Annotated in this window: 1 pseudogene; it reads left to right on the top strand. The window is 49.5% G+C overall.

Going from position 1 to position 1342, the window contains the following annotated elements:
* The first annotated feature begins 108 nt into the window (after positions 1-108).
* Positions 109-1224, top strand: a pseudogene (locus CVT49_16430) (IS481 family transposase).
* Positions 1225-1342 lie beyond the last annotated feature (118 nt).

The raw sequence follows: 1342 nt of genomic DNA, 5'->3' as shown, positions 1-1342 counted from the left end.
TGACCGAACGGGAACATAGGTAACAGATTGTTCTGGGTACATAGGTAACACTTTTATATCATACATAGGCCAAGGAGGTGGCCTATGGGATGGAAAGGAGTTACCGTGATGGACCAGAGAGTACGCTTCATTGCAGAGTACCTGAAAGGCTATTTTCCTTTTAGCGAACTGTGCCTTGAATTCAGTATCAGCAGGAAGACTGGCTATAAATGGGTTGAGCGATATGAACAGGGGGGATCCGCCGGCTTGGCGGACCGATCACGAAGGCCCCATTCCTGCCCCCATGAAACCAATAATGCCTTTATTGAGGCTCTCGTGCAGGCACGGATGAAACACCCAAGCTGGGGGCCGAAGAAATTACTTGAGATAATCGCTCCCCATTATAAGGTGTTACCGGCAATATCAACGGCAGCCGATATTCTGAAACGCAAAGGACTCATCTTTCCTGGAAAGAGAAGACTCCGGAGGAAACATCCCGGGTGTCCCAAGACCATAGCACAAGAATCCAACGATATTTGGACCGCGGACTATAAAGGGCACTTCAAGATGCGAAACGGTCTCTACTGTTATCCTTTAACCGTCTGTGACATGCGCAGTCGCTATCTCCTTGGCTGTCACGCCCATGAAGCCATTTCCTTACAAGAGACGAAACGTCACTTTACCGCGCTCTTCCACGAGTATGGCCTTCCACTCAGGATACGGACCGACAATGGCGTCCCCTTTGCCTCTAATGCCCTGGCACGATTGTCAACTCTCTCTGTCTGGTGGGTCAAGCTGGGCATATATCCGGAACAGATAGAGCCGGGTAAGCCCCAGCAGAACGGCAAGCATGAAAGGATGCACCGTACCTTAAAGAAAGAAGCGACCATCCCCCCTGAGAAGAATCTTCCTGCCCAGCAGGAACGATTTGATATTTTCCGGGAAGAATACAATACCGAAAGGCCCCATGAGGCCCTTTCTATGAAGACGCCTTCACACGTCTACTGCCCTTCCGAAAGAACGATGCCGAAGAAATTAGGACATTATGATTATCCCAACCATTTTGAGGTACGACGGGTGAGCAGGAACTCAGGCATACGCTGGAAGAGTCGCTGGGTTCAGGTCAGCAGTACCCTTGCGGAAGAATATATTGGCTTTGAAGAAGTGGAGGATGGTATACATAACGTATATTTCTGTGAGCTGCTTATCGGGAGATTCATCGAAGAGGACATGAAGATCGAGGATGTGATCAAGCGTGTGCCGATACGACAGACCCTCGTTGAATGCGGTAATCCTCGGACACGAAGAAAAGTGTCACCTATGTCCCTGGAATAAAGTGTAACCCATGTACCCGGATCATACC

It is taken from the genome of candidate division Zixibacteria bacterium HGW-Zixibacteria-1, assembly GCA_002838945.1.
Lineage (GTDB): Bacteria > Zixibacteria > MSB-5A5 > GN15 > PGXB01 > PGXB01.
Note: the sequence above shows the minus strand (reverse complement) of the source record. Positions and strands in the feature narration are given on the sequence as shown.